This is a genomic window from Lacticaseibacillus suibinensis (genome assembly GCF_003946175.1).
GTDB lineage: Bacteria > Bacillota > Bacilli > Lactobacillales > Lactobacillaceae > Lacticaseibacillus > Lacticaseibacillus suibinensis.
In genome coordinates this window covers 1-22,895 of sequence record NZ_RHOK01000008.1, presented here as the reverse complement: position 1 = coordinate 22,895, position 22,895 = coordinate 1, and the positions used below count along the sequence as shown (strand labels likewise).

Below are 22,895 nucleotides of genomic sequence, written 5' to 3'. Positions count from 1 at the left end.
GTCCTTTCTTTATAGTTTAGATTAGACTTATCTAATCTAATTATAACATGAATTTTCTAGTTTACATAATTAATTACGGTAATCACTGATTTTCAATAGTTAATCTGGGATGCTTGGTCCCCGTGATTACATGACCTAGCCCCCATAACTAGATGGGGATAGTGTGCGGCGTCTTCGACTTTCGTCTTCACGCCATGGCAAGCATTACACAGACTTTGTAAGTTGCTCTCGTCCAGTCTGCGGTTCCAGTCCACACGTATCGGCACAATATGATCTACCACGTCAGCTTGCACGTATAAGCCGTTGGCCTTGCATCGTTCACACAGCGGATGTGCTAGGCGATAGGAATACGACAGCTTGCGCCATGACTTGGACTTGTAGAATTGGAAGTAGCGACCACCGATCTCTTTGCGGTGTGCATAGCGTTCGTTGTCGGACGCTCGCGGTTCTGGCTGGTGCTTGTCACAGTACCGTTGATTGAACGGCACCATGGTGTTGCACCCGGCGTGGTTACATAGCTTCATGATCATGCCAATACGCCTACCGTTTCTGGGTTGTGCTTATTGTCTCGATATAGGATCTGGACAGTCAGCATGTCATCAGGTGCGTTATAGACAACGAAGCGCTCTATATCGTGCTTGTGTAGCAGCATAAATATTGCCACTGCATGATTGACCGTTGTACTGATACCGGTGTATTCAAATTCTTTCATAGTTCTAAGCTCCTTTGGTTGTCTTCTTGAGCGTCACAATATCAAACGCGTTCGGATCATCGTCATAGGCAATAGACTTAATTGTGTACAGTGTGCTGTTCAGCTTTATCATCATGCTGTCGTCTAGCGCGTCAGTGTGACGTACCACGATGGCGATGGTGTCCTCTAAGTCTGTGCCAGTGATCTGGTAGGTCTGTGTAACGGTGCGGTTATATGATCCATAGAACAGGGTGCCAGTCGGCTCAAATGTAGAGATGTTAATACCTGCGCCAGTCCTGTGATTAACTGTCTTACCGATTTCAGCCACCTTGTTCAGACGGGAAATTGAATAGTTCTTCATGCTATTCCTCCTTGTCGAGTTCGCCCAATACCGTAACCACCCATTCATTGTTGAGGTACTGAACACTAACATGTGTTGCGTGATATGGCGTTGGCATATCTTGATGTGCCTGATCAACGATTTCTTTTAAACTCTGTCCATGAAATACTTCCCATACTGTGTCCATAATTTTTCTTCCTTTCGTGTTCCAGATTTTCTGGAACAGTGTTCCAAGTTTGTTCCAGAAAATTATTGCTGTATCCCTTGTTGCTCTAGTGTTGTTCCAGATGTTCCAGAAAATAATCGATTTTCTGAGATTTATTTTTCTAGAGGTCTATTCTTTGATACAAACCTCCAGTGTTTTAAATTAAGAAAAAGCGCAAAATTTCTGGAACTTCTGGAACAAGGGCTTCTTATCCGCGCCGCTAAGGCATTTGTGTGTTCCAAAAACGATTTATTTTCTGGAACAGTGTTCCAAAAAAACTGGAACAATGGCCGACTACTCGTTAAATTGGTCATTTATAAGCGAGCCCGTTAGACGCAAGCCAATGAATCGCTGAACATTTCCACCGTCGTTGTTATAGCCTCTTCGACTCCGATCTTTATAAACATTGTAAGTAGCAAGTTTTTTCACGATGGCTTGTGTGCTCGTTTTATCAGTGTAGTTGTTCATTTGACAAAAGCGCTTATATTCAGCTGTTACAACAGTGGTTGCTTCACCGCGATCATCTTTTGTATCGATAGTGGCGTATTCGTCTAGGAACTCTTTGAAGTGGTCGTTTGCGTCCAGCCACTCTTGGCTTGCGTTTACTACCGAATCAGGTTTTGTCAGGCCACCGCTTTTAAGCGCCTTGGCAAACATGTGCATGCACTTCATGGCAAAACGTGGTGTCTCTTCGTCCATTTTGGTGTCGTCGAACTGATCCCACCAGTGTGTGTGCCGGGTGTCGCCGTTGATCATCTTGATAACGATGACACGATCAGCGAACCCGGTGCTGTGGTCGCTGAATGCTGGCATCTCGTTAGCGCTGAATAGTAGCTTGGCGTAGTTCATAAACTTAAAGTTCTGAATGCCTTTGAACTCGGCCGGTATATAGTCGCCACCAGTTAGGGACTTGATCGCGGCTGTACTCTTGAGGTAGTCTGTGCCAACGTCGGCCACGATGTTTGCTTCTTTGCCGTATAGATTGGCTGTTTCAAAACGACGGTCACCATTGGCAAGGTCTGCTGGTTTTGAGGCTGATACGTTGTCACGCCCGATGAGGTTGGTAATACGACGAATGAGAGTGCTTTTACCTTCGCCGCCAGTCCCATATAGCCACAAGAACTCTTGGAATGGGTGATATGACCGGTAGAACATATAACCGATGAATTCTTCAAAGGTGACGGCGGCATCGCCCATCATAGCTGCAAGCAGTCGTTCAGTCTCTGGACAATCGTCCCTATCTGGATCGACCGCGTACTCATGGGCGTTCAGCATGTAATTGTCAGCACTACTTTCCTGCATCTTATTGGTCAGTATGCTATATGTGCCATTGGCGAACGCAACCAGTTCTGGATGTGGGTTCTCATCAAATGGTGATCGCTTACCATAGTCCTCGTTGTAGCTGATGCGTTGCAAGAATCGTCTGGCGCCTGTAATATCACTCTCACGATACAGCCCCCATTTGAGCATCTCTTTAGTGGTTCTGCTCTCGGTGGTCTTAGTGAACTCACCCTTGCCAAATGTGCGCCACGTCCCTTTGCTAGGCTCATATATCGCACCCTCGCTCAACCCGGGGAAACTCTCTACTCGTGTTTTATCCATGAAGTGGTAGCCGTAGGTGAGAAAGTCCACCTTGATATTCCGATGAATGGTTACGTTTTGGGGATCGTCTTCATCGCGCTGCTCGGCTTGAAACCAAACTCTTAACCAGTTCGGTAACTTGGCAGCAAGCTGTTTGTTATATGCCCGAATACCTTTCTCGGTCTTATCTTGAGGCTCTGGATACTTGTTCACGTCAAATGGTTCTAATGAGCTTTTAGAGATCACCTTGAGCCGGGTAAACTCTGGCGACTTGTTTAGTTCTTCCTTTAAGCTGTCCGTATGCTTCACCCCCTAACTGCGGCGCGCAATTTCGCGCTTACTAATTGACTTGATGATCTTAACTAGCTCGCCATTAGGCAAGGGAGGGCGAACATAGCGCTGGTTGATAGTTTGAACTAGATCCGCGCAGCTATCAGGGTCAGCGCCCGACCGAAAGACTGAACCGGCAATGCTGGCCAACCACTGATTTCGGTTTCCTTCGTCTGAACCATCTACAAGTCGATTGATGAAGTTGCCAAACCATGAATCCGGATCAGTGCGGTATGATCCGACAACGGGTCCTCTATATCGGTTAATCTCGTCTAGTAGCCACTGTGGAGCAGGGGCAACCGTGGTCAGCTTGTGGCCTTTTAGTGGTTTATACATGCCGCTGTCTCGCATGCTAGGATAGACGGGCACGCCCAGCGCCGTGTAATCGAGACCGGTTTTCTCTCCAGACTTGGAGAACAGATCAGCCCGACTAGTTAGCTTGATATTCTTGGGATAGGTGAAGAACATATGAAGCCCACCGTTTGGGGTAGTCTCAATATAGGTAGACGGTATCTGGCCAGCGCGCCCATCAGCGCTTAGTTTTGCCAGCGATTCATTGCCATCAGCGGCACTCTTGTGGCCCATGTCAATGTCGAATACCAGCATGCCGTCAAGTCCTAGGCCGATATTGTAGTCAGGGTGTTCACCCCACCATGCCTCGGCTTGCTTAGGGTCCGTGGTAGCGTCCTTATACCCGTGTGAGCCTTTGAGCGGCGTTCTGGTGCCTGGTGCTAGGGGATAGACGGCAAAGCCGTGTTGCTGGTATGAGAGGGCCATCTCAAGCATTGTCGGCATCGGGATCACCACCTTGCTTCATACCAGCTTCTAGCAACCGACGGCTGTCGATGATCTTATCCATCATGCAGCTAAGCAAAGCTTCATACGTACCACTTGAACGCGTCACTTCGAAGAGCACGATTCCTTCATCTTTCTTGTTAATACCGCGACTTGATAAATCATACAGAGCCTGAATTTTGTCAGATAGTGCTAAGCCAATGTTGCTTGCGTCTGTTAGAATTGCGTTAACTTCTCCCAAATCATTAATATCCATCATAAATTGCCTCCATTTTTCTTGACAAAAGCATCTAACTAGAGGCAAGCTAGAAAGGAATATAGATCTTTCCGCTTGTCTTTTTCTCGCCTTGAGCTGCAACTCTTGGCGATTTTTTTGTGGCTTCAATCAGTGAGCGCTTTTCGGCTTTTTGCGCTTGCCAGTACCGATCACACTCGGCATCGGCTTGCACGTAGTCTCGCCATTGCCAGCCATATTTTGTGCTAACCATTTTCGGCATGACGATCGTCCTCCGAGAATTGAACGTAAGCACCGCAGACGGCCCCGATCAGGAACGCCATGCAGAGTGCCGGGACGGTGAGCGGGTGGCTTAGTAGCCACGCAATGATATTAATCATCAGCGTCCTCCTCGTTTTCATACAGCTTTAGGATCTCCGATACCCGCAGCAGCTCTTTTGCAGCCGTGATTGCCAGCTCGCTGTTGGGGACATACTTACCGCCAACCGTGACATTGCTGTCTTCTGTAATGGCCAGAATGTTGAGGTTAATGTCGTCCATCAAGTCTCCGAGTTCGCGGTCTAGTGCCATCTCTTCTTTACTGAATAGCTTCATGATGTTGTGCCTTTCTGACGCTATGCGCCTGTCATAAGTTGCTTACATGCCCGCCTGCCAGCTGGTTACTTGCCGTTGTTCTTCATGTAGTTGTCGATGTCTACGGTATTGATCCGCTTAACGCCACCAACCACTTGCATCGGCAAACCTTTTCTAGTCCAAGACAACAGTGTGTTACGAGACACACCGGCATAAACTGCTGCTTGTCCGATGTTCAACTTTTTGGATTCTTCATGCCGTGGTGCAAGCTCGCTAACCGCTTGGATCACTTCCTGATGAATACGATCTTGTAGCTGCTTGTCGAAATCTTCTGGTAATACTAGTTCTGCTTTCATTGAAGCCATATTTGTACGCCTTCCTTCCGATTAGGCAAAAATGTTCAGACATTTGAACAAACCAAGTATATCACGTGTGCTTGATATTGCAATCAAAATTAGCTAAATGTTCAAGATTTGTTCAGAGTGTTGTACAATGAATTCAAATAGGGAGGAATACTATGTTAATGTCAAATTTGGCCATATTGCTTGCTGAACGAAAATTGAGAATATCTCGCACTGCAACAGATACCGGCATTTCGAGAACAACGCTAACAGCTTTGAGTCAAAACGATTTTAAGGGGATACAGGTTGATACAATGAACACTTTGTGCCAGTATTTGGCTGTAACCCCTGGAGAGATTTTCGATTTTGTGCCTTTTGATTTGACTTTTTCTATTGCTCAAGAGGGCATTAGATCCTCAGGATTGGAAGAAGAGGGTGATAGTATAGACAAAGTGATCATACAAAAGGCCGACATGGATGCTTTTTTAAAAAGAAGCTCGATAAATGAAGCTGTAGGAAGAAATGAAAAAACATTTGATCTGACCGTAAGAATAACTGATGATGTAACAATACCCACAAAGGGAGGATCTACGTTTGATAGCTCCGTTACAGATAATGGGCCGGTTAATATACCGATTGAAGTCCTCTTGGGACATTCTGATGACACCAAAACTTTTGAGAGTGAGCATGATGAATTTAATAAAATGTGGATGGATGAGCTCACGCCAGCATTTAGAGCACAAATTTCTAACTCCATATGCCGAATCATTAAAAACACTATTTCTACTAACATTCGTGAATTCTTCTCTACGTCCATTTCAGTGAATTTCTACAATCCAGATTGGGATAGATTGAAATACGTGTTTAGTGTGTCCTTTAATGACGCATACACAAAAGAAAAGAATGGAGATCTTTCTCTTAAAATTAAGGTAGACAAACTTCCGTTCTAACGTTGAAAAAAATACAGCTCTAAATATTTGAAGGCCGAATTCTAGGCCACCACTTTTTACTCGAATTTGAGTAAAACTCTCCAATCTAACACCGCCTGCCAGCGTGACGGATAGGAGAAAAATATGAGTAGTATATCTAAGTACACGACCCCAAAAGGTAAACAACTTTGGCGGGTTTCAGTCTATGCGGGGGTGGATCCTCGCACTGGCAAGAAAAAGTATGTTGGTAAGAAGGGACTTGATAGTAGACAAAAGGCCACCCTAGTAGCTGCAAGACTTGAAGTCGCAGTTGCTGAAGGTGACCTTGATAAGCCTAAAGATAAGGTGATGACGTTCAAAGAAGTTGCTGATGAGTGGTTCGCAGATTATGAGACGACCGTGCGTGAATCGACGCTGGTTGTGACGTCAGCATTCTTCCGCAACCATATTATACCTGAATTCGGTACTTACCGAATTGCCACCATCACCACCAGAGATATTCAAAATGCGGTAAAGAAATGGGCTGGAATATCACAGAAGGCCTATAAGCGGTGGTTCAGCTTCACCCATCTCATCTTCAAGTATGCGCTTGAGCGTGGCTATATCCATGATGATCCAGCTAGATTTATCAAGTTGCCGAAAGCGGTAGAGGACACCATCAGCGATGAGGATAAGTTCTGGTCTAAAGAGGAAATAGATGCGTTTCTCCAGTGTATAGATCCAAGCACTGATCTCGAAAAATACGTGATGTTTAGGCTGTATTGCTTGAGTGGCTTGCGCCGGGCTGAATTACTTGCCCTACACTTTTCAGATTGTGACTTCAAAGAGAACACAATTAGTGTCGTCAGAACGCTCTCACAAGCAGAACACGGCCGAGCAATCATACAACCACCCAAGACGCGTGCCTCAAACCGCACCATACCACTTGATAAGACGACCATGCAGTGGCTCAAAAGGTGGCAAGTCACACTATACCAGAAGCAAATGCTACACGGGGTTAATTCAATGCAAGGTGAGGGCATCATCTTCCCAAGCACAAAGGGCGGCTATAAGTCGTTGAATACACCCCGAGCTTGGCTGGTAAAGATCATTAAGGATAACCACTTGAAACCAATCAGCTTGCACAAGTTGCGGCATAGTTATATCAGCAATATGTTAATGAGCGGCGCTCCAGTCTCGGCAGTCCAGAAACTTGTGGGGCACAGTGATCCCTCATTAACACTTCGAATCTATTCTCATGTTAATCTTGATGAAAAGAAGAAGGCTGCCGCTGGCCTAGCAAAATACCTAGATTTATAGTGAAATGCTCGCAAAGAATGCCCGAAGGAATGCCCCTAAATTTTTTGAACCCGAATAAACAGCTATAAGCCGCGTGGTTGAGGCACTCTTGGAAAAATGAGTTGCATCCTCTTCGGATCCACTGGCAAAGGCCACCGAGTTTTCATATGAAAATTCAGCGGCCTTTTTTGCTACGACGAATTGGAGGACAAAAGCATGGAAATGAAATACGGACGAGATTCATTCTTTGATGGTTCACTCTTGTCGCTAGTGGGATGGACGCTGCTAGGCGGCATCATCACAGCCATCACCTTTGGCATTTGCTATCCCTGGGCGCTGTGCATGATCTACGGCTGGAAAATCAACCACACCGTGATTGAAGGCCACCGGATGCAGTTTTCCGGCAGTGCCGTGGGGCTGTTCGGCAATTGGCTCAAGTGGTTCTTCCTGACGCTGATCACCCTGGGCGTCTACGGTTTCTGGGTGAGCATCAAGCTTGAAGACTGGAAGGCTAAGAACACGTCTTTCCTGAATTAACCCTTTGCCTACTTGGCGGCTGTGATTGGCTTAAATCATGGTCGCCTTTCTGATTCTGGGAGATAAAGCGGGGTCTTGCGTAAGGTTAGCGTGGGCTGATACTGCCCCTCGGTTTCAAAGATGACAATCTCATTTTCGCCGGCTTTGAGAAAACCATGAGCGATATAAAGTGAGAGCGTTGGCCCAACCTGCCAGAAGCGGCCAAGATTGACGCCGTTCACGAACAAGCAACCCTTACCAAACCCGGATAAATCGGCGAAAGTATCTTGCGGATCGGCGCAGTTGAATCGGTATTGGTAAAAAGCCGGCTGATGAGGGGCCCAGGCCTGATTGAAATCGAGCTGCTCAATGTTCTCAAGTGGCAGCGGATATTGCTGCCAATTCAGCACAAAATGCAGGTCCGCCATGACGCCAGTGCGAATGCCCTTGTGCTGTGTGGCCGCTAGGAACTTATGACCATATTGCACGCGGCCCATGTTTTCAACCAAAATGGCCAACTGGTTGGTCGGCTGCGGCAAGGGGATGGTGATATCCTCGCCGATGGCTGCAGGTTCCTGGGTTTCAATGAGCTGTTGATTGACGAAGACTTGCGCGCGGTCACTCACGTCAATGAGGCGCAGGCGCTGGGTGGCGCTGTCGCTTGGCAGGTTGGTGAGGTAGAGCAGGTAGCCCGTATTTTGACCTAAGGCTTCCATCGTTTGCGGATACTGTGAAGGCTGCATTTGGGCGAGCTGCGGTAATGCGTTGAACAAACTGACCTTGGCTGCCAAAGGAATGGCGGTTACCGCCATCGTAGGTTTCACCCGCGGCGCTAATTGCTTGACGTTCGGTAGCACGCTTTTGACCACTTGTTGCAACGCCTTGTATTTGGCCGTGGGATTACCTTGCTCATTCAAAGGGGCATCGTAATCATACGAGGTGATTTGCGGCAAATCGCGCTGACCGCGGGCCGAGGCGCCATTCATGAAGCCAAAGTTGGTGCCACCATGAAACATGTATAAGTTGAGACTACCGCGCTGCAACACGCCTTTCACTTCGGTGGCGAATTCAGCGGCGTCGCGGCGGACAATTGGTTCGTGCCAGCGATTAAACCAACCGGTCCAAAATTCCATACACATCAACGGCCAGTCTTTGCCATGCTGCCGCAGAAAAGTTTGCAACGCGGCCATGTTGTCAGCGGCATGACTGCCGAAATTGCCCGTGGCGAGCACGTCGTCATCAATCAAACTCCCAGCGCGCAGTGCCGCCTGCCAGGGGCCATCAGAGGTGAAGAACGGCTGCGTGAGTCCATGTGCTGTCATCATCTGCTTCAAGGCGCGGAGATAGGCTTTGTCTTCGCTGTAGGAGCCGTATTCATTTTCAATCTGAAACATCAAAATATTGCCGCCTTGATCGAGCTGAAGCGGTGCTAAATGCGGCATCAGCTGATCGTAGTACGCATTGACTTTTCGCAGGTAGGCTGGGTCAGCAGAGCGAATGCGCATGGGTTGGTTGAGCAACCAAGCTGGTGTGCCGCCGAACTCCCATTCCCCGCAAATGTAAGGTGACGGCCGGACAATGGCGTACAAGCCAAGATGCTGGGCGGTCCGGAGAAAGGCGGCCAGGTCATGGCCACCGCTAAAATCAAATTGGCCTTCATGGGGTTCGTGGACATTCCAGGGCACGATGGTTTCGACGGTATTGAAGCCCAGGGCCTTGAGGTTGTACAGCGAATGTTCCCAATCACTGGGGTGAATGCGAAAGTAGTGAATGGCGCCTGACAAAATCTTAAAGGGCTGACCATCCAATAAAAAGTCATGTTCAATTTTGAATTGAGTCATCACGGTCTCCTTAGATAGACAATATTTGGCTTACGGGTTTACCATAGACGAAAATAGTCCTGCTAAGAATAGGCAATCGAACCAGTTCATGGACAATAATCTCAGGAGGCTGTGATGAGAACGCGGGAAGCTAACTTTGATGATGACACGCAGCTGGTGTTTCCGATAAAAAATGATTCCGCTGCGCTGGCGCATCCACTGATTGCAGGGACTGCTCCAGTCGAGCTGGGCCATTATGCAGTGGCGCGCCACCATTGCCAAATCCGCCCCCAAGGCCAAGCCGAATGGTTATTGCTACACTGCCTAGCAGGCGAAGGGGAGGTGGTGGTGGCGGGCCAGCGCCGGCTATTGCGGGCCAATGAGCTGATTTGCATTCCACCCCAGACCCCGCATGAGTATGCGGCTTCGCTCACGGCCCCGTGGACCTTGGTGTGGTGCCACTTTCGGTTGGGCCCTGCGGCTTCAGGTTTGGTGACGCCAGCCATTCAGCGGCTCCGGTCACCAGCCCGCCAGCAGCAGGTGTTAGCGCATTGGAGTGAGCTGTTCGCAGTGTGCGCGGCCCAGTACACCTTGGCCAATGCCGTGTGTGCGAGCCAACTCTTAAGCGTGATTTTGGCAGAAAGCTACTGGCTGGCCGATGATCAGCCCCAGGCGGCAGGCAACGAACATCTGACCCAGGCCATTTCGCATATGCAGCGGCATCTTGGCGTGCATCAGAGCTTGGCCGACCTGGCACAAGTCCTGGCGCTACCGAAAAGCACATTATCGCGGCTCTTTCATCAAGCATATCAAATGGGCCCGCTGGATTATTGGACTCGCCTGCGGATGGAAAAAGCATGTCAACAGCTACGGCTGAGCCGAATCCCAGTTAAAACCATCGCCGCCCAACTGGGTTATGCCGATCCGCTGTATTTTTCCCGTCAGTTTAAGCGCGTCATCGGGTTGGCGCCGAGTCAATACCGAGCGCGGTAGCCAAAAAGCCCCGACGCAATTTTTGCGCCGGGGCTTGTGTTTGAGGCTTATTGATTGGATTCGTGAGCTTGTTCTTGCTTCAGCAGCATCCGGTCGTACTTGCGAATGAATGGATACCATACCAGGAAGGCAACCAAGGCGCAGATAATGGAGAGTACTGCCCCTTGCCAGCTGGCGGTGGCGATGAACCCACTCAGGCCTACTGGGGTTGGCCATGGTTGCTGCAGAATGATCTTCGGTACCAAGCCGCTAGACACGCCGAGGTAGCCGACAATCCCAGCGGCCAGTGGGGCACCGATAAATGGAATTAAAAGTTGTACGTTATACACGATTGGCAGCCCGAACAAAATCGGTTCGTTGATGTTGAACAGGGCAGGGACAATTTCAACTTTCCCAATTTCTTTCAGCTGTACGGACTTTGCTCGGAACGCAAGCCAGATGGCCACGCCCAAGGTCGCGCCAGCCCCACCAATGATAACGAAGGCATTCATTGGATCGCCGGCGAAGAAGTTGTTTTGCCCGCCAACGTTAGCGGCCAAGTTGGCCAGCACGATTGGGGTGTAGAAGGAGCTCATAATCGTGGAGCCGTGAACCCCGAACCACCAGAGGAAGTGAATCAGGAAGATGATGATCAAGAAGCCCCACCAGGTGTTGGCGATGTTGCTGATGAAGGAAAATGGAATGTAGAGAATTTTGAAAATGTCGGTGCCGGCCAAAACCAGTACCATGTTCAGCACGGTGACCACAGCGGCCACACAGGCGCCAGGAATCAAAGCGCTAAAGGAGTTGGACACACCAGGCGGCACGGAAGCTGGCATTTTAATCTGCCAGTTGTGCTTGATGGTAAAGCGGTAGATCTGCACGGTCAGCCAACCAACGACTAACCCGGTAAAGATCCCGACGGAGCCAATTCGGGTAATCCCGCCGGCGGAAACCGCATACCCGCCGCCGATGATGTTGTCTTTGTCCAAAGAGGTGACAAAATTCATCATGCCACCTTTCCAGATCAACTGCGGCACGGTGATGAACATGCCCATCATGAACATCCACAAGCCGTTCAGTGGATTAAGCGACAGGTGTTCTTCCTCCCGATAAATCTCGGTGTAGGTGTAGGTGAAGGTCCCAGCAAAGACCAGCGCTAAAATCCCCATGGTGGCGTTGAACACCACTTGGAACAGGACTGCAAAGCGGCCCACGGTGCTGGCATACCATTCAGCAAACCCGGGAATGGGGAAAGCTTGCGGCAGCACCGTCAGAATCAAGAACATCGCCCCAATAATGGAGAATGCAATCACGCTGTAACCTGCCTGCATGATTGCCCGCACGAATCTTGACCCAGAGAATTTGCCCGCCCAAGCGGCGAACGAATCGCGAAAAGAACTAGATGTGTCAGCCATATCATATACCTGCTAGCCGGAAGCGATGGTTAGAGCAATTTCGGTCTAGCTATCCTTTCGTTAGAATAATTTGATTGAAAAAACAGAATAAGATCATGTCACAGATCGCAGAACCGAAGACCACCACCGCGAAATGCCTTGTCTTCGGGTATGCAAGAGAAACGACTCACAATGGTGAATTTTGTGTAAGCGCTTCCCTATATTTCCACTATAACTGTCTTGACCCGGGTGATGCAAGTGGTATACCTAGTGAATTGAGGATTTTTTGACCGCTTAGCTAAATTTCACGGGGGCCGTGCTTTAGGGCTTGTCAGCGCTGTCTTTTTCCGGTAATCTATCTTTATCGAAGGGGTCCTTAGCTCAGCTGGGAGAGCGCTTGCATGGCATGCAAGAGGTCGACGGTTCGAACCCGTTAGGATCCAGCGCAAACAAAAAGCCGTGATTTGCCACATAACTCGTGGTGCATCACGGCTTTTTCATTTGTGGACCTCAAACCTGTGGTCAGGCGTTACTTCTTAATATAGGTGACGTAAGCCCAGTAAAGCGCCGCGATAATCGCTAACAGCAGAGCGAGCTTGATAATCATGCTAATGATTCCGGCCACGAATGGCAACAGGAACAAGCCAAGCACGATAATCACAATGAGGACCAGGATTTGTTTAAGTTGGTCTTTTTGCATCATATACCTCCAGATGATTGTGGCTTCATGCCACAACTCGACATGCTTAATTATAGCAAATTTTATGAACGCCAAAACCCGTTGAGGCCAGAATCGGGCTAAGGTATGAGTCGGGACGCGCTTTCAGCCTATCTTCGTAGTGAAAGATTAAATAGCATACAATACAATATCTAGCTATTTTGACGAAAAAATTCAATCTATATACTACATCTTGTGTCAGTGTGATAGACTAGCTATATTCAGTTCTAAGCGAACAAGACAGAGGAGCGAATAGCCGATGATCGATTTGAAAGTACAAATCAGTGTTAAAAAACGAGACGGCCGCATTGTGGCGTTTGATCAAAGCAAAATCACGCGGGCGATTACCAAGGCTGCCAAGGCAGTGAATGGGGAACTGGCCCCAGCTGACTACACCTTGATTGAACAGATCGCCGATGATGCCGTGGCCACCATCACTGAACGTTTCAAATCGGACGTCCGCATTCCCGAAGTGCAAAGCATCGTGGAGCAGGCTTTGTTTGATGCGCACCAGTATGACTGGGGCGAGGCCTACACCAAGTATCGCGTGCAGCGTGACATCGAGCGTAGCAAGAAAGCCGACGTGAATTACAACGTTCAAAAGCTGCTGGACCGCGATTCCACCGTGGTCCACGAAAATGCCAACAAAGACTCGCGGGTGTTCTCCACCCAGCGCGACCTGACGGCCGGCGCGGTGGCCAAAGCGATTGGGCTGAAGATGTTGCCGCCGGCTGTGGCCAATGCGCATTTGCGCGGCGATATCCACTGGCATGACCTGGACTACACCCCTTACATGGCTGAAACCAACTGCTGTTTGATTGACTTCAAAGAGATGCTGACCAACGGTTTCTGCATCGGCAATGCTGAAGTCGAAGCGGCCCACTCCATTCAGGTCGCAGTGACGCAAATGACCCAGATTATCGCCAACGTTGCTTCCAGCCAGTATGGCGGCTGCTCCTCTGACCGCACCGACGAGGTTCTAGCGCCGTTTGCTGAGAAGAATTACCAAAAGCACTTGGCAGAAGCCACCGAGTTAACGCAAGATCCTGACACTGCTGAAGCTTATGCTAAGCGGCGGACCAAAAAGGATATCTATGATGCCTTGCAGACGTTGGAATATCAAGTTAACACCTTGTATTCAACGCAAGGCCAGACGCCTTTTGTGACCGTTGGCTTTGGTCTAGGGACTAACTGGATTGAACGCGAAATTCAAAAGGACATTCTTAAGATTCGCATTGCCGGCTTGGGCAAGGAAAAGCGCACCGCGATTTTTCCAAAGTTAGTCTTCACGCTGAAAAAAGGCCTGAACATGGCGCCAGAAGATCCTAACTACGATGTTAAGCAGTTGGCTTTGGAATGCGCCACTAAGCGCATGTACCCAGATGTGCTGTCCTATGACATGATCAAAAAACTCACTGGCTCCTTCAAAGCGCCGATGGGCTGCCGCTCCTTCCTGCAAGGCTGGACCGACCCTGACACCGGCAAAGAAGTCAACGCTGGCCGCATGAACTTGGGCGTCATCACGTTGAACCTGCCGCGGATCGCGATGGAATCTAAAGGCGACAAGGATAAGTTCTGGTCCTTGTTGGAACAACGCTTGGATATCTGCAAGCAGGGCCTGGTCTACAAGGTTGAACGCGCCAAGCAGGCGACGCCAGAATCTGCCCCGATTTTGTACAAGTATGGGGCCTTTGGTAAGCGTCTGAATGACGACCAGAAAGTCGATGAGCTCTTCAAGAACTCCCGCGCGACGGTTTCCTTGGGCTACATTGGCCTGTACGAAGTTGGCACCGTCTTTTATGGCCATGCCTGGGAGAAGGATCCGGAAGCCAAGGCCTTCAGCATTCAAGTGGTCAAGGATTTGTATGATCACTGCGAAGCCTGGGAAAAAGAATACGGATACCACTTCTCAGTTTATGGCACGCCGTCAGAATCGTTGACGGATACCTTTGCCCGGTTGGACAAAAAGCGCTTTGGGGTGGTCAAAGACATCACCGACAAGGACTACTACACCAACTCCTTCCACTATGACGTCCGCAAGACGCCAACACCGTTTGAGAAGCTCGATTTTGAAAAGGACTACCCGCAGTATTGCTCTGGTGGTTTCATTCACTACTGCGAATATCCGAATCTGAAGCAAAACCCGAAGGCCTTGGAAGCCGTTTGGGACTATGCCTACGATAAAATCGGGTATCTCGGCACCAACACGCCAATCGACCAATGCTTCGAATGCGGCTTCAAAGGCGAGTTCAAGGCGACTGCCAAAGGCTATCAATGCCCGCAATGCGGCAACCACAACCCTGACACCTGCGACGTGGTTAAGCGTCTTTGCGGCTACCTCGGTAACCCGAACAAGCGCCCAATGGTTCACGGCCGCCAGGAAGAAATCATTCACCGCAAGAAGCACATGGTGATTGGAAATGACGATTTGGCAGGTCAAGCCTAGGCAGCGGCCACCCAGAGCGCACCTTGAGTGAAAGATGAAAGACACCCAAAAAATGGCACCGCCTCACATCCGAGGCGGTGCCATTTTTGTCGAGCGGAACTAGGCTTTTACCAGATTCTCTGGCCGGTTGAGCAACTGCTGCTGCGCGATGATCCCAGCAAACGTTGCCGTGATCAAAATCAGTACCGCGCCAGCACCGAGGAAAATTTGCGCAGCAGGCACGTGATCAAACAACCCACCGAAGAACACCACGCCGATGGGGGACAGCAAGGTGCTGATGGCCATGTCCAAGGCAAAGACCCGGCCTTGCATTTTGTGGGGGATGATTTGCTGCATGAAGGTGTTCAGTGGCGTGTTGACGAATACGATCACGGCGCCGTTAAGCAAACTTTGCGTGAAATAAATCACCGTCATGACCGGTTTGGAGAAGCCGAGCAGCGGCGGCAGCCCCGTCGTCATAAAGATGACTGAGAGCAGCGCAATGTTCAGAAATGAGACCGTTACTGGGTGGCGCTTGAGTTTGACCGCCGCGAGCAAAAGACCACCGAGGAACATGCCGACCGCAAAGCCTGAGTCGATGAAGCCGTACTGCCGATCAGACAGTTTCAGCGTCTGAATCAGCAGATAGGGCAAGCCAACATTAATGGCAGCGAACACCAGATTAATGACAGCGCCAGAAGTAGTGAGTACCAGCAGGAGCTTTTGATGGAGCAGGAACTGAAAGCCGCCTTTGAAGTTGGTCCACAGCGAGGTTTTGGTTTGTTCGGCTTCTTCGGCCTGCGCGGCGGTGGAGAACTTTAAGCCGATAATGGCGACTAGTGCCACTAGTTCAAAACCGATTTCAATGTAGGCAAAAACGTTAATTGGCACGAGTGTGTAGACGAAGGCGCCGAGCAGGGGGGCGAGGAAGGTCGCTAGCGAGGTGATGGACTGGTTCAGGGAGTTGACGCGCTGCAGTTCATCGCCTTCAAAGAGTTGAACTAGGCTGGCGGTCAACGTGGTGCTCAGAAAGTTGTCGGTAATCTGTAAAATGATGATGAGGACGATCAGTTCAGGATAGTACGCCTGGGGCCAGAGCTGAAAACTGAGGCCGAACAGCAGCAGCCCGATACTGGTGGCAATTTGGGCCAAAATCATGACCCGGCGGTGAGCAAAGGTGTCCACCACGTAGCCGACGAAGGGCATCATCACCAGCGCTACGAGGGGACCGGAAATCATGCTGACGCCCATGCTCAGCGCTGAGCCGGTGCGATGGAGAATATACAGGCCAATGGCAAAGGACAGCATGCCACTGCCAAAAGTACCGGCAAATTTAAGCACCAACATGTCAATGAGTTGAGGGGAACGAGTTTTGGCCATGATTGGCCTCCTTCATTAGATGTAGTGAACCGTGACGTCGCCGACATGGAAGTTGCCAGTTAACAAAACCTCTGGCCCTGATGGCACCGGCGTTTCGCCTTTTTCGGCGTAATCGACGGCAAAAGTCGGGAGCTTAGGTTGGAGATTCCATTCTTTTGGAATATACAGATCAACATCGCCAATTTGCCCCAGCAATTCAATCGTCGCGGGTTCGGTGGTAATTTGCGCCTTGTCGAAGTAGACTTTGACTTCGCCCATATTGACGCGAATGCGAGCGTGGCGGAAGTCGGTGGTATTGACGTAACGGACGGCGCTGCCCATGCGGACACTAACCTCTAAGTTGGTGGGGGAATCATCTTCCTGATACGTTTTCTTGATTTCCTTGTTGGCCTTGTGCCAGTCGCCAAGCGAGTAGCTGGTATCGTTAACGACCAAGGTGCCGTGATGTTCATGCTTGGCTTTGACCGGGCGAAAAATCAGCTCTAGCCCGATGCTGATCAAAGCCGCCGCCCCAAGCAAAGTCCAAGGCACAAGCCGCTCAATCCCCAGCGGCTGGGCAAAGAGAATGCCTAGAAAACTCAGGCTAAACGCCATGCCGATGAAGCTAAGGCTGGCGAGACTTTTGAGGAAAGCCGCAACCAGAATGAGGCCCCATACTAGCGGCCAAAATGAAATATTGATGGTGAACATGCCTAGCTGCGTCGTGACCAGCACGCCGGCGCAGACGAGGAAGAACAAGCCCCAGAACCAGTTATGCCAATTATATTTTTTCATGTTAAAGTCCTCTCATTTCATCTAAACGTTCCGTTAACTGTTTGTAGTAGCGCCGCGAGGCATAAATCTGTTTGTGCGTGCCGCCAAAACTGACCAAACAGTTGGACAGTGAACGGTTCAAGGCGCTGACCGCTAATAAATTGATAATCGTGGATTTGCTGACTTGTAAAAAGATGCCGGGTAAGCGGGCGGCTAAGGTGTAAAGCCGCTCTTTGCTGAGGTAGAGATCATCTTTGGTATGGACTTGCAGCTGGCGGTCCTCGGTTTCAATAAAGATAATCGCGGATAATGGCAAGTAGCTTTCCTTGGCCCCTTGATACACCGCCAAGGTCGCCTCTGTTGCATCGAGCTGGGCCTTGAGTTTAGCGGCGAGCTTTGGATCATTGCTGCGAATAATGACTTCTGGTTCTACCCAGCGCGGATCTTGTTCGAATTTAATTTTCATGTTGTCCGCGCTCCTTTCTGATGACAAGGTTTATTAGACCATTAAAATTCGCTAAGGAAAACACTTTGGCCGTAAGTGGTCAAATATTCGCCTCAACCGGTCGTCTTATAGTGTATGGCAGGCGGCAGTCGGCAGCAATCAACCACCGCTTGAGTCACCCTGACAGCGTGTCTCTCATCAAACCATGAGAATTAGAAGAAAATATTCGATTACGAAAAGTAAGTCGTGTATAATAGGCGGTACTGATTTTCAGAAACGGGGGAGAACAATATGAAAAAATGGTTACTTGCTTTGACCAGTCTGGTGCTCTTGGGGGCCCTGGCCGCATGCGGGAGCAAACCAGCCAGCAAGGATGCAGGTAGTGACATTAAGCTCGTCACCCCGAAGACCTTAACCATCGGTCTGGAAGGCACCTACCAGCCTTACAGCTACCATGAAAATGGTAAGCTCACCGGTTTTGAAGTGGAACTGGGCAAAAAGATTGCCGCCGAACTCAATTTGAAGCCGAAATTCGTTGAAACCAAGTGGGATTCCCTGATTGCTGGGCTCGACGTGAACAAGTACGATCTGATTTTGAACAACGTCGCTAAGACGCCAGAACGCGCGGCGAAGTACCGCTTCACTGCGCCTTATACTTCAGGCAAATCGCAGCTGGCGGTCAAAAAAGACAACACCACGATTAAGTCGATTACCGATATCAAAGGTAAGAAAATGGCCCAAAGTGTGACTTCGAACAATGCCGCGAACGTCAAGAAAATGGGCGGCGTGATCGTGCCGGTTGAAGGCTTCGCCCAATCCGTGACCCTGATTGAACAAGGCCGCGCAGAAGGCACGGTGAACGAGGCCGCTGCCTTTTATTCCTACTTGAAGCAGAAGCCGGATGCTGATATCAAATTAATCAGCGTCGGCGATGCCTTCAAGGCTAACCCAGCGCGCGGCTTGCTGCGTAAGGATGAAGCAACGCTACAGAAAAAGGTGACCCAGGCCATCGAAAAGCTGCGCAAGAACGGCCAGTTAGGCCAATTATCTAAGAAATATTTCGGTAGTGATATTACCAAATAATTAGAACGCGGAACCAAGGAGGCTATTTATGAGTGCATGGCAAATTGTGACCAAATCACTACCCGATTTACTGGTGGCGATGTTGAAATACACAATCCCGATTACCCTGATTTCCTTTGTGTTAGGGCTGATTCTGGCTGTGCTCGTCGCCTTGGTGCGGATTTCGCCATCACGTAAACCACTGATGCAAGGCCTGAAGGGGCTAAGCTGGTTTTACGTGTGGATTTTCCGGGGCACGCCGCTGCTGGTGCAACTGTTCCTGATCTTCTTCGGCTTGCCTTACCTCAAGGTCAATGGCGCGCCCATCGTTGAATTGAACGCCTGGACGGCCGGTATTTTGACATTTGCGCTGAACACTGGCGCTTATGCTTCGGAAACCATCCGCGCCGCCATTTTGTCAGTGCCAGATACGCAGTGGGAAGCGGCACGGGCATTAGGGATGAAAAAATCTTTGATTTTACGCCTCGTCGTTTTTCCGCAGGCGCTCCGCATTGCGCTGCCGCCACTGTCTAACAGCTTTATTAGCTTGATCAAAGATACGAGTTTGGCGAGCGGCATTACCATCATCGAAATGTTCCAAGTCAGCCAGCAATTCGCCGCGCTGTACTACAATCCGCTGGTGTCCTACAGCCTGGTTGCCTTCCTGTATTTGATGCTGACCACGGTGCTGACAGGCGTCCAAGCCTGGCTTGAGAAACGCACCAGCCGGTATCTCATTCAGCCGGCTTAGGCCAAATCGACATTTTTCGCTGACCGCGCCATTAAAAAGCAGCGCCGAGAGTTTGCATTGCAAGCTCTCGGCGCTGCTTTTTGGCCAAAAAAATGGCCGCCGCTGGGTGGGCGACGGTCAAGTAAGGATTGACCCACCGGCTGGGCGGCCGGTGAGTGATTTTTACTTTGGAGGAGTAAAAATGAAAAAGTTGGGTATGGGTATGGAAATGAGTGGGTAGCTCATTTCTATGGTTCCTAATGTAATCCTTGAATGTGAAGAAAGTATGACGAAATGGGCCGATAATTTGAAAAAATACTTAAGCCTTACAAAAGTGGTTCAAAGCACATCGATTGCACTTTGGCGGCAAAACGACTACCTTGTGAACGGAGGTGAGAACATGGAAATTCAATTTGATGAAGCTTCGCAGGCCAAGCTCAAGGGCCACCTAGGACCGGATAAGAAATTGCTGCTAACCTTCGAAGATGGGGTGGGGCAATACTCGCAGCACGCCATGATTCACATGATGGTGCAGTTTACGATTAACGTGGTGGCAAAGGCGGCGCCGACTGAGGGCTACAATACCACCATCGAGTCGAACCTGGGGCCGATTTTGATCAAGGACTACTCGACTGAAGATTTGGATCCGCATATGACGGTCCGCTTTAATCCTACGCTCAATACCATGAGCCTGAACGGGGATGGCGGGGTCATCGACAGCGCCCTGGGGTTTATCGACTTCACGGCCCGCGCGTAATTCACGCCTAAAAAAGCGCTTGTGTTCAATTCCCATTGCGTTAAAATCATTCTGGTAACTACATTCGGGGGTTGGACTTGTGAATTATACGTTTGAATCGGCACTGACCATTCATGAAATTAAAGCACTTTATGGCGCAGTGGGCATGACGCATTACCTCAAAGATGCCGCGGAAACGGCGCGGGGGATTGCGAACTCCACTTTGCTCACTGCCCGTGATGGGGACAAGCTGGTGGGGCTGATCCGCGGGGTCTCTGATATGCACACCATTGTTTTTATTCAGGATTTGTTGGTACTGCCAGACTATCAGCATCAAGGCATCGGCCGCGAATTGCTGAGCGAATTCGATGATTACTTCAAGCAAGTTGATCGCATTGTGGTGGTCACCGATAACGCAGCCTTAAGTGCCTTTTACACGGCTGCCGGGTTTATTCCTGGCGACCAGTCGCAGGCGACCACCTTCGTGCGGCCGCGGCGGCTGCTGGAACCCAAGTATTAATTGCGGTTGAAGGAGGTCAACTCATGGAGCCAACGGAAAGTGTCCTGCGCACGCAAAAAGCGGAAGGCGCGGATCTCATTATGGAAAAAGGCTACGTCACCGAACGCGATGAGCCGATGATGATGGACGCCGCCTGGTGTCATGAGTTGCTCGCCCAAATCAACGATGAGCTGCGGCTGCGCACGCTGAAAGAGCGGGCGGTGCTCAAGCTGTTCAATTACTACATGGGGCCAGGAAGCATCATCTATGATCCCCAACGCCTGACGGCCGATCAGGCCAAGGCCACACTGCAGAAAGCACTGGGCTTTACTAAATAGAGCGTTAAAGGGCCACATCAACTTCACCGTTGATGTGGCCCTTTTCGTCTACCTGCTAAGCTTCAAACGCACCGGTAAGCACAATCTTGCCGACTTGATGCCCTGAGGTGAGCTGCATCAGTCCTTGCTTCAACGTCGCCACGGCAATGGGTTGCAAGGTCGTGGTGACGCTAGCGTCAAGCAGGTTGGCCGCGGCTAAGGCGGCCAGCTGTGATAGGATGTGGCCCTGACTGGCAGGATTGAAATCATAGTCAGTTTTGGCAAACATGTATTCAAAGTCCAAACTGGCGGCTTTGCCTTTCAGCGCCGTGACGTCCAGAGGCCCTTGCGGCGTGACCAAGGCGCCGACATGACCAAAGGGCGCAATCACTTGGCTGGCCAAGGCCAGATAGGGTTCAGTGGCGTACAAAATTGCCACGCCATCAAACGCGGGCTCGCCGGCAAGCTGGGCCGTCAAATCCTGATGATAGTCTAGCGGTTGATCCACGCCGTGCTGCCGTAGCCAGTCAAAGTTTTGCGGACTGGCGGTGGCACTGACCGTCAAGCCGGCCCAATGTGCCAGTTGGCTGAGCATCGAGCCGACCCCGCCGGCCCCATTGATGATCAGCAGGCGCTTGCCTTGATTGGCTAAGGCCTCGGCTTGAAACTCCATTTTCTCAAACAATAACTCCCAAGCGGTCAGCCCCACCAGCGGTAAGGCGGCGGCCGTTTGATCAGACAGTGCGGCGGGCACGGCGGCAATCAGTGCCGCTGCGACCGCCTGATACTGCTGCCAGCTGCCGGGGCGCTTGGTCGTGCCGGCGTACATGACCCGCTGGCCCACTGCAAACTCGGTGACGGCGGTGCCGCACGCCACAATTTCACCAGTGGCATCATAACCGAAAATTCGCGGCTGCGTTTGTTTAGGCAGACTGGCACGCATTTTTTCATCCACTGGGTTCAAGGAAATCGCCTGCACCTTGACGATCACGTCAGTCGGCGCTGGCGTTGGCATGGGCAAGGCCAGCGCCACGAGGCTCTCAGCCTCGGCCAGCGGGCGGCCTTCATAGGTAGCAAAAGCAAGATTATTGGACATCGAATCGACCTTTCTATCGCGTGACCGCCAAACATTCCCGGCCACATTCTTGACTCACTATGTCTATGGTAACTGTTTTCTGCTAAAATGGAAAAAACGAGAAAGAAGGCTTCTTGATGCCAGGCAAGCACGAAAGTACAGAAAAAAAGCATACCACGTGGTGGGTCAACGGTATCTTGCTGGTGTTCGGCGCGCTGTTCACGGGGTTTGCTTGGTACGCCACTAATCCCAAAACCTTGGTGGCTCAAGTCAGCACCGTCAGTTTCGGCTTTGGCTTGGTGGTCCTGATTGGCCTCTTGGCCTATCTTGATGATCGGCCCTTTACCCGCCTTGGCCGCTTTGCGGTGGATCTGTTGGTGGGCCTGGCGATTGTGGCCTTGATGTACGTCTTCATGATTGGCATCACGGTGTATTGGCAAGTGATGGCCATTGCCGGTGGCATTGTGTTGCTGCTGGCGGCGCTGTTCGCCATTCGCAAGCCGGTTAAAGCCAAACCCCATCGCCTGACCCGGGATCTTGATGAACCCGAAGATGAAAACCCAGCTGAATAAGCCAAAAAATTCCGAGTCAACCGACTCGGAATTTTTTATTATAGAGGCTTTAGCCGGGCTCGCGCGGGGACGCGCGAGGCTCAAAACCACCCGCTATGCGGGTGGAGTCAAACTGGTTATACGAAAAACTCTCCTTGTCGATTAGAATATGGATGTTCAAGGCCATACTACTTAATCGAA

29 protein-coding genes and 1 tRNA gene are annotated in these 22,895 nt (G+C 50.2%); 12 read left to right on the top strand and 18 right to left on the bottom strand.

Going from position 1 to position 22,895, the window contains the following annotated elements:
• Positions 1-92: 92 nt before the first annotated feature.
• From EKM90_RS05310 to EKM90_RS05270, 11 genes are all read right to left on the bottom strand, one after another.
• The gene (locus EKM90_RS05310) at positions 93-530 is read right to left on the bottom strand and encodes an HNH endonuclease signature motif containing protein (protein WP_125580435.1); all 438 of its coding nucleotides are present in this window, start codon (positions 528-530) and stop codon (positions 93-95) included.
• Positions 527-712, bottom strand: a complete 186-nt coding sequence (locus EKM90_RS05305; RefSeq protein WP_125580433.1) for a hypothetical protein — start codon at positions 710-712, stop codon at positions 527-529. Before EKM90_RS05305 ends, EKM90_RS05310 begins: the two co-directional genes overlap by 4 nt.
• Positions 713-716: 4 nt before the next feature.
• The gene (locus EKM90_RS05300) at positions 717-1,052 is read right to left on the bottom strand and encodes a phage head closure protein (RefSeq protein ID WP_125580431.1); all 336 of its coding nucleotides are present in this window, start codon (positions 1,050-1,052) and stop codon (positions 717-719) included.
• Position 1,053: 1 nt separating this feature from the next.
• A complete protein-coding gene (locus EKM90_RS12775) occupies positions 1,054-1,218 on the bottom strand; it encodes a hypothetical protein (protein WP_164506214.1) in 165 nt (54 codons plus the stop codon).
• 312 nt (positions 1,219-1,530) lie between these two features.
• A complete protein-coding gene (locus tag EKM90_RS05295) occupies positions 1,531-3,126 on the bottom strand; it encodes a DNA primase family protein (protein ID WP_125580429.1) in 1,596 nt (531 codons plus the stop codon).
• A 3-nt stretch (positions 3,127-3,129) separates the two neighbouring features.
• The gene (locus tag EKM90_RS05290) at positions 3,130-3,942 is read right to left on the bottom strand and encodes a bifunctional DNA primase/polymerase (RefSeq protein ID WP_125580427.1); all 813 of its coding nucleotides are present in this window, start codon (positions 3,940-3,942) and stop codon (positions 3,130-3,132) included.
• Positions 3,926-4,201 carry a hypothetical protein gene (locus EKM90_RS05285; RefSeq protein WP_125580425.1) on the bottom strand — a complete coding sequence of 92 codons (276 nt, stop codon included), beginning with the start codon at positions 4,199-4,201 and terminating at the stop codon, positions 3,926-3,928. The genes EKM90_RS05290 and EKM90_RS05285 overlap by 17 nt, the downstream gene beginning before the upstream one ends.
• Positions 4,202-4,247: 46 nt before the next feature.
• The gene (locus EKM90_RS05280) at positions 4,248-4,439 is read right to left on the bottom strand and encodes a hypothetical protein (protein ID WP_125580423.1); all 192 of its coding nucleotides are present in this window, start codon (positions 4,437-4,439) and stop codon (positions 4,248-4,250) included.
• Positions 4,423-4,557, bottom strand: coding sequence for a hypothetical protein (locus tag EKM90_RS13120; protein ID WP_263852866.1), 135 nt, complete (start codon positions 4,555-4,557; stop codon positions 4,423-4,425). Before EKM90_RS13120 ends, EKM90_RS05280 begins: the two co-directional genes overlap by 17 nt.
• Positions 4,550-4,771 carry a hypothetical protein gene (locus EKM90_RS05275; protein ID WP_125580421.1) on the bottom strand — a complete coding sequence of 74 codons (222 nt, stop codon included), beginning with the start codon at positions 4,769-4,771 and terminating at the stop codon, positions 4,550-4,552. Before EKM90_RS05275 ends, EKM90_RS13120 begins: the two co-directional genes overlap by 8 nt.
• Positions 4,772-4,836: 65 nt before the next feature.
• A complete protein-coding gene (locus tag EKM90_RS05270; RefSeq protein ID WP_125580419.1) occupies positions 4,837-5,115 on the bottom strand; it encodes a helix-turn-helix domain-containing protein in 279 nt (92 codons plus the stop codon).
• Positions 5,116-5,267: 152 nt separating this feature from the next.
• Here EKM90_RS05270 and EKM90_RS05265 point away from each other — a divergent pair, with 152 nt between their 5' ends.
• From EKM90_RS05265 to EKM90_RS05255, 3 genes are all read left to right on the top strand, one after another.
• Positions 5,268-6,041, top strand: coding sequence for a helix-turn-helix domain-containing protein (locus EKM90_RS05265; RefSeq protein ID WP_125580417.1), 774 nt, complete (start codon positions 5,268-5,270; stop codon positions 6,039-6,041).
• A gap of 123 nt (positions 6,042-6,164) precedes the next feature.
• On the top strand, positions 6,165-7,319 hold the full coding sequence (locus EKM90_RS05260) for a tyrosine-type recombinase/integrase (RefSeq protein ID WP_125580415.1): 1,155 nt from the start codon (positions 6,165-6,167) through the stop codon (positions 7,317-7,319).
• 195 nt (positions 7,320-7,514) lie between these two features.
• Entirely contained in the window at positions 7,515-7,835 is a 321-nt protein-coding gene (locus EKM90_RS05255; RefSeq protein WP_125580413.1) for a YjgN family protein, read from the top strand.
• A 35-nt stretch (positions 7,836-7,870) separates the two neighbouring features.
• Here EKM90_RS05255 and EKM90_RS05250 read toward each other — a convergent pair whose 3' ends face one another.
• On the bottom strand, positions 7,871-9,655 hold the full coding sequence (locus EKM90_RS05250) for a glycoside hydrolase family 35 protein (protein WP_125580411.1): 1,785 nt from the start codon (positions 9,653-9,655) through the stop codon (positions 7,871-7,873).
• A 114-nt stretch (positions 9,656-9,769) separates the two neighbouring features.
• Here EKM90_RS05250 and EKM90_RS05245 point away from each other — a divergent pair, with 114 nt between their 5' ends.
• The gene (locus EKM90_RS05245; RefSeq protein ID WP_125580409.1) at positions 9,770-10,627 is read left to right on the top strand and encodes an AraC family transcriptional regulator; all 858 of its coding nucleotides are present in this window, start codon (positions 9,770-9,772) and stop codon (positions 10,625-10,627) included.
• A gap of 47 nt (positions 10,628-10,674) precedes the next feature.
• On the opposite strand, the gene celB is transcribed toward EKM90_RS05245, so the two are convergent.
• Positions 10,675-12,024: a PTS cellobiose transporter subunit IIC gene (gene celB / locus EKM90_RS05240; RefSeq protein WP_125580407.1), complete on the bottom strand. Its 1,350-nt coding sequence runs from the start codon at positions 12,022-12,024 to the stop codon at positions 10,675-10,677.
• A gap of 349 nt (positions 12,025-12,373) precedes the next feature.
• Between celB and EKM90_RS05235 the strand changes: the two genes are divergently transcribed.
• Positions 12,374-12,446, top strand: a tRNA-Ala gene (locus tag EKM90_RS05235).
• An 86-nt stretch (positions 12,447-12,532) separates the two neighbouring features.
• Here EKM90_RS05235 and EKM90_RS12770 read toward each other — a convergent pair.
• Positions 12,533-12,703, bottom strand: coding sequence for a hypothetical protein (locus EKM90_RS12770; protein WP_164507868.1), 171 nt, complete (start codon positions 12,701-12,703; stop codon positions 12,533-12,535).
• A gap of 277 nt (positions 12,704-12,980) precedes the next feature.
• Between EKM90_RS12770 and nrdD the strand changes: the two genes are divergently transcribed.
• Positions 12,981-15,167: an anaerobic ribonucleoside-triphosphate reductase gene (gene nrdD, locus EKM90_RS05230; RefSeq protein WP_125580405.1), complete on the top strand. Its 2,187-nt coding sequence runs from the start codon at positions 12,981-12,983 to the stop codon at positions 15,165-15,167.
• A 99-nt stretch (positions 15,168-15,266) separates the two neighbouring features.
• Here the strand turns inward: nrdD and EKM90_RS05225 are convergent, their stop codons facing one another.
• The 3 genes from EKM90_RS05225 to EKM90_RS05215 are packed head-to-tail and all read right to left on the bottom strand — an operon-like array spanning position 15,267 to position 17,745.
• Entirely contained in the window at positions 15,267-16,526 is a 1,260-nt protein-coding gene (locus tag EKM90_RS05225; protein WP_125580403.1) for an MFS transporter, read from the bottom strand.
• Positions 16,527-16,541: 15 nt separating this feature from the next.
• Complete coding sequence (locus EKM90_RS05220; RefSeq protein ID WP_125580401.1) at positions 16,542-17,300, bottom strand: LiaF transmembrane domain-containing protein; 759 nt, start codon at positions 17,298-17,300, stop codon at positions 16,542-16,544.
• A 1-nt stretch (position 17,301) separates the two neighbouring features.
• Positions 17,302-17,745, bottom strand: coding sequence for a LytTR family DNA-binding domain-containing protein (locus EKM90_RS05215; protein WP_125580399.1), 444 nt, complete (start codon positions 17,743-17,745; stop codon positions 17,302-17,304).
• A 270-nt stretch (positions 17,746-18,015) separates the two neighbouring features.
• Between EKM90_RS05215 and EKM90_RS05210 the strand changes: the two genes are divergently transcribed.
• From EKM90_RS05210 to EKM90_RS05190, 5 genes are all read left to right on the top strand, one after another.
• Entirely contained in the window at positions 18,016-18,807 is a 792-nt protein-coding gene (locus EKM90_RS05210) for a transporter substrate-binding domain-containing protein (RefSeq protein ID WP_125580397.1), read from the top strand.
• Positions 18,808-18,835: 28 nt separating this feature from the next.
• On the top strand, positions 18,836-19,537 hold the full coding sequence (locus tag EKM90_RS05205; protein ID WP_125580395.1) for an amino acid ABC transporter permease: 702 nt from the start codon (positions 18,836-18,838) through the stop codon (positions 19,535-19,537).
• Positions 19,538-19,916: 379 nt separating this feature from the next.
• Entirely contained in the window at positions 19,917-20,273 is a 357-nt protein-coding gene (locus EKM90_RS05200) for an iron-sulfur cluster biosynthesis family protein (RefSeq protein ID WP_125580393.1), read from the top strand.
• 79 nt (positions 20,274-20,352) lie between these two features.
• On the top strand, positions 20,353-20,772 hold the full coding sequence (locus tag EKM90_RS05195) for a GNAT family N-acetyltransferase (RefSeq protein ID WP_125580391.1): 420 nt from the start codon (positions 20,353-20,355) through the stop codon (positions 20,770-20,772).
• A 23-nt stretch (positions 20,773-20,795) separates the two neighbouring features.
• Entirely contained in the window at positions 20,796-21,089 is a 294-nt protein-coding gene (locus EKM90_RS05190) for a hypothetical protein (protein ID WP_125580389.1), read from the top strand.
• 55 nt (positions 21,090-21,144) lie between these two features.
• Here the strand turns inward: EKM90_RS05190 and EKM90_RS05185 are convergent, their stop codons facing one another.
• Complete coding sequence (locus EKM90_RS05185; protein WP_125580387.1) at positions 21,145-22,164, bottom strand: alcohol dehydrogenase catalytic domain-containing protein; 1,020 nt, start codon at positions 22,162-22,164, stop codon at positions 21,145-21,147.
• A 116-nt stretch (positions 22,165-22,280) separates the two neighbouring features.
• Here EKM90_RS05185 and EKM90_RS05180 point away from each other — a divergent pair, with 116 nt between their 5' ends.
• Entirely contained in the window at positions 22,281-22,715 is a 435-nt protein-coding gene (locus EKM90_RS05180; protein ID WP_125580385.1) for a hypothetical protein, read from the top strand.
• The last annotated feature ends 180 nt before the right edge of the window (positions 22,716-22,895 follow it).

What these genes read in the sequence shown, in the direction of transcription:
- EKM90_RS05190 (WP_125580389.1), top strand. Translation starts at nt 20,796, where the DNA reads ATGGAGCCAACGGAAAGTGTCCTGCGCACGCAAAAAGCGGAAGGCGCG.
- EKM90_RS05205 (WP_125580395.1), top strand. Translation starts at nt 18,836, where the DNA reads ATGAGTGCATGGCAAATTGTGACCAAATCACTACCCGATTTACTGGTG.
- EKM90_RS05270 (WP_125580419.1), bottom strand. Translation starts at nt 5,115, where the DNA reads ATGGCTTCAATGAAAGCAGAACTAGTATTACCAGAAGATTTCGACAAG.
- EKM90_RS05215 (WP_125580399.1), bottom strand. Translation starts at nt 17,745, where the DNA reads ATGAAAATTAAATTCGAACAAGATCCGCGCTGGGTAGAACCAGAAGTC.
- EKM90_RS05255 (WP_125580413.1), top strand. Translation starts at nt 7,515, where the DNA reads ATGGAAATGAAATACGGACGAGATTCATTCTTTGATGGTTCACTCTTG.
- EKM90_RS05220 (WP_125580401.1), bottom strand. Translation starts at nt 17,300, where the DNA reads ATGAAAAAATATAATTGGCATAACTGGTTCTGGGGCTTGTTCTTCCTC.
- EKM90_RS05200 (WP_125580393.1), top strand. Translation starts at nt 19,917, where the DNA reads ATGGAAATTCAATTTGATGAAGCTTCGCAGGCCAAGCTCAAGGGCCAC.
- EKM90_RS05245 (WP_125580409.1), top strand. Translation starts at nt 9,770, where the DNA reads ATGAGAACGCGGGAAGCTAACTTTGATGATGACACGCAGCTGGTGTTT.
- EKM90_RS13120 (WP_263852866.1), bottom strand. Translation starts at nt 4,557, where the DNA reads ATGATTAATATCATTGCGTGGCTACTAAGCCACCCGCTCACCGTCCCG.
- celB (WP_125580407.1), bottom strand. Translation starts at nt 12,024, where the DNA reads ATGGCTGACACATCTAGTTCTTTTCGCGATTCGTTCGCCGCTTGGGCG.
- EKM90_RS05310 (WP_125580435.1), bottom strand. Translation starts at nt 530, where the DNA reads ATGATCATGAAGCTATGTAACCACGCCGGGTGCAACACCATGGTGCCG.
- EKM90_RS05280 (WP_125580423.1), bottom strand. Translation starts at nt 4,439, where the DNA reads ATGCCGAAAATGGTTAGCACAAAATATGGCTGGCAATGGCGAGACTAC.
- EKM90_RS05305 (WP_125580433.1), bottom strand. Translation starts at nt 712, where the DNA reads ATGAAAGAATTTGAATACACCGGTATCAGTACAACGGTCAATCATGCA.
- EKM90_RS05265 (WP_125580417.1), top strand. Translation starts at nt 5,268, where the DNA reads ATGTTAATGTCAAATTTGGCCATATTGCTTGCTGAACGAAAATTGAGA.
- EKM90_RS05300 (WP_125580431.1), bottom strand. Translation starts at nt 1,052, where the DNA reads ATGAAGAACTATTCAATTTCCCGTCTGAACAAGGTGGCTGAAATCGGT.
- EKM90_RS12775 (WP_164506214.1), bottom strand. Translation starts at nt 1,218, where the DNA reads ATGGACACAGTATGGGAAGTATTTCATGGACAGAGTTTAAAAGAAATC.
- EKM90_RS05290 (WP_125580427.1), bottom strand. Translation starts at nt 3,942, where the DNA reads ATGCCGACAATGCTTGAGATGGCCCTCTCATACCAGCAACACGGCTTT.
- EKM90_RS05250 (WP_125580411.1), bottom strand. Translation starts at nt 9,655, where the DNA reads ATGACTCAATTCAAAATTGAACATGACTTTTTATTGGATGGTCAGCCC.
- EKM90_RS12770 (WP_164507868.1), bottom strand. Translation starts at nt 12,703, where the DNA reads ATGCAAAAAGACCAACTTAAACAAATCCTGGTCCTCATTGTGATTATC.
- EKM90_RS05180 (WP_125580385.1), top strand. Translation starts at nt 22,281, where the DNA reads ATGCCAGGCAAGCACGAAAGTACAGAAAAAAAGCATACCACGTGGTGG.
- EKM90_RS05185 (WP_125580387.1), bottom strand. Translation starts at nt 22,164, where the DNA reads ATGTCCAATAATCTTGCTTTTGCTACCTATGAAGGCCGCCCGCTGGCC.
- EKM90_RS05260 (WP_125580415.1), top strand. Translation starts at nt 6,165, where the DNA reads ATGAGTAGTATATCTAAGTACACGACCCCAAAAGGTAAACAACTTTGG.
- EKM90_RS05210 (WP_125580397.1), top strand. Translation starts at nt 18,016, where the DNA reads ATGAAAAAATGGTTACTTGCTTTGACCAGTCTGGTGCTCTTGGGGGCC.
- EKM90_RS05225 (WP_125580403.1), bottom strand. Translation starts at nt 16,526, where the DNA reads ATGGCCAAAACTCGTTCCCCTCAACTCATTGACATGTTGGTGCTTAAA.
- EKM90_RS05285 (WP_125580425.1), bottom strand. Translation starts at nt 4,201, where the DNA reads ATGATGGATATTAATGATTTGGGAGAAGTTAACGCAATTCTAACAGAC.
- nrdD (WP_125580405.1), top strand. Translation starts at nt 12,981, where the DNA reads ATGATCGATTTGAAAGTACAAATCAGTGTTAAAAAACGAGACGGCCGC.
- EKM90_RS05275 (WP_125580421.1), bottom strand. Translation starts at nt 4,771, where the DNA reads ATGAAGCTATTCAGTAAAGAAGAGATGGCACTAGACCGCGAACTCGGA.